General features: G+C 59.8%; 6 protein-coding genes. 4 read left to right on the forward strand and 2 right to left on the reverse strand.

Annotated features, from left to right (window positions below; all coding sequences use genetic code 11):
* Positions 1-1,259: methyl-accepting chemotaxis protein (locus tag Q0520_RS09785; protein ID WP_298669489.1), on the forward strand; the 1,259-nt coding region annotated here is incomplete at its 5' end.
* Between the two features lie 11 nt (positions 1,260-1,270).
* Positions 1,271-1,741 carry a chemotaxis protein CheW gene (locus Q0520_RS09790; protein ID WP_298669491.1) on the forward strand — a complete coding sequence of 157 codons (471 nt, stop codon included), beginning with the start codon at positions 1,271-1,273 and terminating at the stop codon, positions 1,739-1,741.
* A 928-nt stretch (positions 1,742-2,669) separates the two neighbouring features.
* On the opposite strand, the gene thsA is transcribed toward Q0520_RS09790, so the two are convergent.
* Positions 2,670-4,328 (reverse strand): thermosome subunit alpha, encoded by a 1,659-nt coding sequence (gene thsA / locus Q0520_RS09795; protein ID WP_298669493.1) that lies wholly within the window; start codon positions 4,326-4,328, stop codon positions 2,670-2,672.
* 59 nt (positions 4,329-4,387) lie between these two features.
* Positions 4,388-5,299, reverse strand: a complete 912-nt coding sequence (locus Q0520_RS09800; RefSeq protein WP_298669495.1) for a transcriptional regulator — start codon at positions 5,297-5,299, stop codon at positions 4,388-4,390.
* Positions 5,300-5,351: 52 nt separating this feature from the next.
* Here Q0520_RS09800 and Q0520_RS09805 point away from each other — a divergent pair, with 52 nt between their 5' ends.
* Both Q0520_RS09805 and Q0520_RS09810 read left to right on the forward strand, forming a co-directional pair.
* Positions 5,352-6,569 (forward strand): tRNA(Ile)(2)-agmatinylcytidine synthase, encoded by a 1,218-nt coding sequence (locus Q0520_RS09805; protein ID WP_298669497.1) that lies wholly within the window; start codon positions 5,352-5,354, stop codon positions 6,567-6,569.
* Between the two features lie 177 nt (positions 6,570-6,746).
* Entirely contained in the window at positions 6,747-8,159 is a 1,413-nt protein-coding gene (locus Q0520_RS09810) for an MFS transporter (protein WP_342765266.1), read from the forward strand.
* The last annotated feature ends 61 nt before the right edge of the window (positions 8,160-8,220 follow it).

Consider the following 8,220-nt stretch of genomic DNA (forward strand, 5'->3'; position numbering starts at 1 on the left):
AGACGAAGAAACTCGCGGTCTCGGACATGGAAGTCACCTGGGAGGACAATACGAAATCGTACCTCCGCCTCTTCCAGGTACCCATCCTCGACGAAAACGGCGAGATCGACGTCAACTACTACATCTACCAGGACAACACCCAGCTCATCAACAAGGAACTGGAGACCAAGGAGAAGGCACGTCTCCTTGCCGGGAGCGCGGAGGAACTGAAGAACGCGATGAACGAGATGGCGAAGGGTGACCTCACCGCTCACGTCTCGATCGAGGATAACGACCCGATCCGCGACCTCAAACTCAACTACCGGCACTCCCGCGAGGGTATCAAGTCTGTCCTCCAGCAGATCTCCGGCATCGGCGAGAAGGTCACGGCCAACACCGAGGAGACGAGCAGGAGCGCCGAGGAGATCGCACGGGCGATCGAGCAGGTGGCCTCCAAGAGTCAGCAGACCTCAGAGGGTGCGAAATCCCAGCTTGAAAACCTCGAAGAAGTCGCCAGGTCAATGTCAGACCTCTCCGCATCTATCGAGGAGATCGCAAGCACCGCACAGGAAGTGCTCTCAACAACCGAGTCTGCCGTGGAAGTCGGCGACGAGGCAGAGGGCCTCGGCCGCGAGGCGACCGGCAAGATGCAGGCAGTCGAAAAGATCACGAAGAAAGGGGTCGAAGAGTTCTCGCGGCTGAACGAGGAGATGCACGAGATCTCCAAGATCGTGAAACTCATCAACGACATCTCGAACCAGACGAACCTCCTCGCCCTCAACGCCGCGATCGAGGCGGCACGGGCGGGCGAGCACGGCCGCGGCTTCGCCGTTGTCGCAGGTGAGGTGAGGAACCTCGCGGGCGAGTCGAAGAACGCCACCAACCATATCGAAGACCTCATCACCTCCATCCAGGCAAAGAGTGAGAAGACCGCAAAGGACCTTCAGGCCGCCTTCGACGAGATCCAGGCCGGGATCGAGAGCGTGGACAGGACAATCGGGGCGCTGAACCGCATCGTCACCGCCTCCAAGGAGGCACACGGGAGTGTCTCCGAGATCGCCAAGGCGACCGAGGACCAGGCAACCTCGACGAACAAGGTGATGGAAAGGATGGACAAGACGACCACCATGACCAAGGAGACGATGTCCCGGATCGAGGACATGGCCGCCCTCGCCGAGGAAGTCTCGGCATCTGCCGAGGAGGTCGGTAGCGGCGCCCAGGAGGTCGCCGCCATGGCGGCGGAGATGAAGGGCACCCTCGATCACTTCAAACTGGCATAAGGTGAAAAAGCGTGGTAAATGTTGATGTCGTGGAATTCGAGTTTGCCGGGGAGCGCTATGCCCTTGATATCGCGCTCGCCCGTGAGATCGTCGAGATGGTGCCGATCACCCCGGTGCCGCGGGCACCCCCCCACATTGCCGGGATCATCAACCTGAGAGGGGAGATCACGACCGTCCTGAACCTCTCCACCATTCTCGGCATCCCCGAGGCAGAGAGGCACGAGCACCAGAAGATCATCATCCTCGTCCCCGAGGCCGCCGGAGGATCGAATGCCGGGATCATCGTCGACGACGTCCTCGCGGTGATGCAGGTCACCGAGACCGAGGTCGAGAAGATGGACGACTCCCTTGCACGCGATGCCTACGTGAAGGGTATCATCAAGGTGAAAGATAGGGCGGCAGAGGACCAGGACGTCAAGAACCTGATCATCTGGGTCGATATGGCAAAGGTGCTCGAACAGATAAACGGACGGGGGGCCTGACTTTCATCCGGGAACAGAGTCAGGCAGGACCACATCTCTTTTTTTCGGGTCTCGTTCTGGAGAGCCCCTGATCTTCAGAGTGAGCATATCCCAAAACTCTCGTTCATTCCCCCAATCTCTACATGGGAGGCTCGGGAGAGAATTTCATGATCGGATCGAGGTCTTCCCAAATTCCATGAAGAATCGTGCGAAGCCACCGCCTTCCCACAACTCTCTGCCAGGGGAGTGCTCGAAGACTTCGTCTTCTCTAGCTCACTTCGTTCGCATCTCGAAGGTCTTCGACCCGTGGCAGATCGGAGATCTGCCCGAACAGGATATCCCCGATATCCTGTATTCTCATGCTCACTTCGGTCGCACCTCGAAGACTTCGTCTTCTCTAGCTCACTTCGTTCGCATCCACCAGACCCTCGAAAATAGGATAGGACGGAAGAAGGATAAATCCTGCATATCGAAGAAAATTGATATCCACTCCCTATCATAATGGTGGGGGGTGCGAGCGTTAGCGAGCATGAGAAAATCATAGGTTTTCGATTCCGGGGGGAGGGAGCGTTAGCGAGCATGAGAAAATCTCTGATTTTCGAGTGACGAGCGTCAGCAATTCAAGAAGACCATCGGTCTTCACCGAAAACCCCCGGAACAGACACGAGATCAGGACTTTTTCAGAACCACATACCGATCATTCCGTCGACTGGACAGGGGTATGATCAGTTTTGGGATGACCTCAATATCTACCTTCAACTAGATATTGGATTTTCTCTTTGCCTGAAGCGTAACCTTCGCTTCATACCCGATCCACACGCCTCATGGTAGGGGCAAGGACAGGAGCGAGATTCCGGTAAGATCACAATGTCTTCAGAAGAGATCGGAATTGAGGATAGGACACAAAAAAATGGTGCCCGGGGTCGGGCATCTGCAGTCTTTTTCAGGTTTACATCGGGGGCATGCCGCCCATGCCGCCCATGCCACCCATGCCGCCGCCCATGGCTGCAGCTTCCTCCGGGGAGGGGCCTGCAGACTTGGCAGAGGCGATGACGTCGTCGATCCTGAGGATCATGACGGCAGCCTCGGCAGCCGAGCTGAGTGCCTGGGTCTTCACGCGCAGGGGTTCGACAACGCCCTTCTCGAGCATGTCGCCGGCCTTGCCGGAGTAGACGTCCAGACCTGCTGTCTTCAGGCCCTTCTCGTGGGCCGCACGGAGTTCGACAAGGGTGTCGATCGGGTCGAGGCCAGCGTTCTCGGCGAGGGTCCTCGGGATGATCTCAAGGGCGGTCGCAAAGGACTCGATTGCAAGCTGGGCCCGGCCGCCGACGGTTGCGGCGTACTCGCGGAGCCGGAGGGAGAGTTCGACCTCGGGGGAGCCGCCGCCGGCGACGAACTTCTTGTCGCGGAGAGCGACTTCGACGACACGGAGGGCGTCTTCCATGGCGCGGTCGAGTTCGTCGACGACGTGCTCGGTGCCGCCCTTGATGATGATCGAGACCGCCTTCGGGTTCTTGCACTTCTCGACGAAGGTCATGTCTTCGCCGGAGACCTTTCTCTCCTCGACAAGGCCGGCAAAGCCGAGTTCTTCAGGGGAGATGGCGTCGATGGAGGAGACAAGGTTCGCGCCGGTCGCACGGGCGAGCTTCTCCATGTCGGACTTCTTCACGCGGCGGGTGGCAAAGACACCAGCCTTTGCAAGGTAGTGCTGGGCGATGTCGTCGATACCCTTCTGGCAGAAGAGGACGTTTGCACCGGAGGCGACGATCTTGTCAACGATGGTCCGGATCATCCGCTCTTCTTCGTCAAGGAACATCTGGAGCTGGTCGGGGCTCGTGATGTTGATCTCGGCGTCGACCTCGGTCTTCTTGAACTCGACCGCGGCGTTGAGAAGGAGGATCTTGGCGTTCTCGACCTTCTTCGGCATCGCCGGGTGGACGCGCTCCTTGTCGATGAGCATGCCCTCGACGATCTCGGAGTCCTCGATGGACCCGCCGACCTTCTTCTCGATCTTCACATAGTCGGTGTCGATGGTGCCGTCTTCGTCGGCGACCATGGTGACAGCCCTGACGACAAGGTCACAGAGCTTGTCCTTTGCGGCCTCGGCGCCCTTGCCTGTCATGGCGGTGCCCGCGATCTTCATCAGGATCTCGGAGTCGCCGGGCTTGACGTCGATGGCAAGGTCCTTGACGATCTCGATCGCCTTCTCGGCCGCCATCCGGTAGCCGTGGGCGATGACCGTCGGGTGGACGTCCTGTTCGAGGAGTTCCTCGGCGCGCTTGAGGAGTTCGCCAGCCACGACGACCGCCGTGGTGGTGCCGTCGCCGACCTCGTCGTCCTGGGTCTTCGCGACCTCGACCATCATCTTGGCGGCCGGGTGTTCGATATCCATCTCCTTGAGGATGGTCACGCCGTCGTTCGTGATGACGACGTCGCCGATAGTGTCGACGAGCATCTTGTCCATGCCTTTCGGGCCGAGGGTCGTCCTGACGGCGCCCGCTACGGCCTTGGCTGCGGCGATGTTGATGCTCTGTGCGTCTCTCCCGCGGGTGCGGGAGCTGCCTTCTTTAAGAATAAGGATCGGTTGTCCTCCCATCTGCTGCGACATAAGAATCACCGTTTATTGTAGCGCTAGAATAGTTGGTTTGTAGTTCTATATATTAGTTGTCACTGGTTGATCATATCTATGAGATCGGAACCATCTTCGAGAGTCCGGAGATGTTCCTCCCCGATAACAAGCGTCCTGCCGATCCTCTTCTGCTTTTTATAGTCGGAAAGGACGCATATCGCATGGGTCTTTGCGATCTGGGAGATATTGCCGATGAGGGCAGCGCGCCTGACCGTCTTCTGCGCCGTCCCGAAACATGTGAGAATCCGCTCTTCCTGGACGACGGCGAGGGCCTGGAAGGGGGCGCGGCGCATCTGGTGGACCTCAACGCCCATCCGCTCGAAGTCGACAAGGGGGCCTGATGGAGGTGCCTCGGCGGCCGCAGGAGTCGTCGGGACATAGGAGAGGAGGTCGATCGCCTCGACCACCGCTTCATCGAAGAGTTCCTCGAGCTGGATCGCAATGTCCAGGGTCGTGGACATCCCGTCTTCGTACTTGCTGATCGTCCGGCGGGAGACACCGAGATGACGGGCGAGGTCGCCAAGAGAGAGTTGACGTTTCTCCCTGAGGTCTTTGAGGATCTCGCCGTTGATGTTCACGTACAGCCCGCCGGGCTGCGCATAGATGAGGGGGGGGACACGCTCAACCAGGAAGTCGTACAGCGTGGCCGGACCGATCGCGTAGATCCCGTAGCGCACATAGACGGTGCCGCGTTCGAGGTCGGCGTCCCGTGCTCTCTCACCGATGATCAGGGGCGACGCACCGAGGTGCCGGGCAATGGCGTCAAGGTCACGGGAGATCTCCTCGGAAACAGAATCGATGTGGGATACGACCTTGATGACGAGAAGGACGTCTCCTTTTCCTGCGATAAGATCGAAGGAGCGGGGGCGGAGGCTACACCTCTCCGAAACCTCATAGCCCGCCGTCAGCATGACACTGACGACCATATCAAGGAGACGTTCCTGTGACATAGGCACCCGTTAAAAGTGGATATAGTACGACACCCTAATAAATAATCGCTTCATGTTCATAGGGATCGACGACACCGACTCTCCTGCAGGCATGTGCACGACCTACCTCGGGGCACGCCTCGTCGAGGCGCTCCGGGATGCAGGTCTGGAGGTCTTCGAGGTGAGACTGGTCAGGCTCAACCCGAACGCGCCCTTCAAGACACGGGGGAACGCGGCGGTCTGCATAGAGGCCGGAGGAGACAGTGAAGTTGCATTCTCCCTTGCATCGGGACTCGTCGAGGAACTTGCAGAATTTTCCTGCGCAAACACCAACCCAGGCCTTGTCGTGGCAGAACGTCGTCCCGACCCGGCCTTCTACTGGAAGGCGGTGCAGGACTTCTGCACCATCGAGGAGGCACGTGCCGTCCTCGACAGGGAGGGCGCGCAATACCGCGGCTGGAAGAATGGGAGGGGACTCATCGGGGCGACCGCCGCAGTCGCGAGCGTCCTTCCCGACAGGACATGGGAACTTCTTGCGTACCGCCGGAGAGCGCTCTGGGGGACGCCGCGGCGCGTCGAAAGAGCGTCGATCTTTGCGGCCGAGGCTGAGACCTGGCCGCATACCTGGGACTCGGTGGACAGGGAGAACAATGTTGTCGTCTGCGTCCCTCACACCCCCGACCCGGTCCTCTTCGGTATCCGCGGCGAGAGTCCTGCATGGGTGACGCGGGCGCGGTCCTTCATCAGGGCCGAAGAGACAGAACGCGAGCAGGTCTGGGTGACGAACCAGGGCACCGACGTTCACCTCATCGCCCGGACTATCGGGTCCCTGCTGGAGGGAAGGTCGTACCGCGTCCCCGGCAGGGTGGCGGAAAGGCCGACGACCGGCGAGGGCGGGCATGTCTGTCTTGTCCTGGGAGACGGGGACCGGCACCTCACCTGCATGGCCTTTGAACCGACGAAGGGCTTCAGGGATGTTGTGCGGGGACTTATCCCCGGCGACACCGTCCTCGCCTGCGGGAGTTACAAGCACGGGACACTCAACCTCGAAAAGATCCGCATCGACGCTCTTGCAGACGACCGGGCGGTCAGGCCGCCTCTCTGCCCGGCATGCGGCACGCGGATGACCTCCGCCGGGAAGGAGAAGGGCTACAAGTGCCGGACATGTGGAGCGAGGTCGAAGGAACCGGAGGTCGTCACAAGATCACGGGCTATACGGACTGGCTGGTTCGAAGTGCCGCCCACGGCGCGGCGCCACCTCTCAAAACCCCTGACCCGGGATATCACGTAGAAATAAGCGGGGGAAAGTGCGAGAACCCGGATGTATCCCGGCACCTCCAGTCCCGCTAAAGATGTCTCCAGCCCATATTTTCAACAAAAAAAGACATTTCTGGCTGCGTAAGCACTATGAGGTTACACGACCATTATTATACGTGAAATTGTCCCGTCCTTCATAACCTCAGATATCATGCTCTTTCATACGCCTATCCATACATCATCCCATTATCCCCGTCTGCTCCTTGTCCTCCTCTGTGCCGCTGTTATGGCAGTGATGGCCGGCGAGGCGATGCTCGTCGCCGCCTTCCCTCGTATCGAGGCCGAGTTCGGGATCTCGTCCATCGCCACTGCCTGGATCCTGCCGGCGATGATGCTCGTCGGCGTTGTGATGATGCCAGCCCTCGGATCTCTCGGAGATATCCACGGCAAAAAGACCATGCTCATCATCTGCCTTGCGGTCTATGCCACCGGGGTCATATTCGGCGGTTTTGCCGGCGACATCGTCTCACTCCTCCTGTGCCGGTTTCTGCAGGGGATCGGGCTCGGGATCGCACCCATAGCATGTGCTCTCATCGCCGAACAGCTCCCCCGTCCACGCGTGCCAGGAGCCCTCGGCCTTCTTTCGGCCACAGACGGTGCCGGGACCGTCGTTGGTGTTCTCGCAGGATCGTGCATTGTTGAGTGGGCGGGCTGGAGGACGTGCTATCATATTGCAGCACCGGTCGCTCTCCTGATCCTCATCGCGGCATGGGTACTTGTGCGGCCCTCACCGGTCAGGTCGACCCGCCGGATCGACGTCCCGGGGATTGCCCTCCTCTCCATCGCCCTCTTCAGCGGTCTCCTCGCCCTCTCCTTTCTCAACATCACCCTCGGCGTTATCTCTGTCTGCACCCTCACGGGCTTCCTTTTCTGGGAGCGGAAGACAAAATCCCCACTATTCGACCTCCGCTTTGTCCGGAGGCACCCCATGCCGACCGTATGCATCAACGCAGGCATGGTGATGCTCCTCTACTTCCTCCTCCTCCAGGTGATGCCTTATGTCATCGAAAGCCCGGCCGGTCTCGGCCTCTCGGCCATCGCCGTCGGCCTCATCATGGTGCCCGGCACGGTGGCCGACATGATCTCAGGCGTCGCCGCCGGCAGATTCGCCGGGATGAAGGGTATCAGGATCCCCTATCTTATCGGCGCCCTGGAACTCGCCATCGCCTGCATGCTGCTGCTCATCCTCCCCCTCTCGGCACCCCTGCTTGTCATCGTCTGGATTGCCGTCTCCTCGGGGATGTCGATCCTCATCACCGTCGACAGCATCGCTGTCGTTGCCTCGGCACGCCCGGACCGGATGGCCACGGCCAGTTCCCTGGTCCACACCTTCCAGAACCTCGGCGGCGCCGTCGGTCCCCTTGTTGCCGGGCTTGCTCTTGCCGGGTCAAAGCAGTCGTACAGCGGATTTTCGACAGCTTTCCTCATAGGAATGATCATCTCGGGGTTCGTCCTTGTCCAGGCGGTGCGGTTGCGACAGCGAAAAAAGGCAGCAGGACCTGCGACCATCATGAGTACTGGCGTGGCCGGCGAAGATACCAAAAAAAGTTCAGGCGAGGCCTGAAAGCCCCAGCTCTGCGAGTTTTTCCTTCTTCGGCACGCCGTGCTTGTCCCAGCCGCGGATC

Origin of the sequence: uncultured Methanofollis sp., from assembly GCF_937919355.1 — an archaeon.
Classification (GTDB): domain Archaea; phylum Halobacteriota; class Methanomicrobia; order Methanomicrobiales; family Methanofollaceae; genus Methanofollis.

What these genes read in the sequence shown, in the direction of transcription:
- thsA (WP_298669493.1), bottom strand. Translation starts at nt 4,328, where the DNA reads ATGTCGCAGCAGATGGGAGGACAACCGATCCTTATTCTTAAAGAAGGC.
- Q0520_RS09800 (WP_298669495.1), bottom strand. Translation starts at nt 5,299, where the DNA reads ATGTCACAGGAACGTCTCCTTGATATGGTCGTCAGTGTCATGCTGACG.
- Q0520_RS09805 (WP_298669497.1), top strand. Translation starts at nt 5,352, where the DNA reads ATGTTCATAGGGATCGACGACACCGACTCTCCTGCAGGCATGTGCACG.
- Q0520_RS09810 (WP_342765266.1), top strand. Translation starts at nt 6,747, where the DNA reads ATGCTCTTTCATACGCCTATCCATACATCATCCCATTATCCCCGTCTG.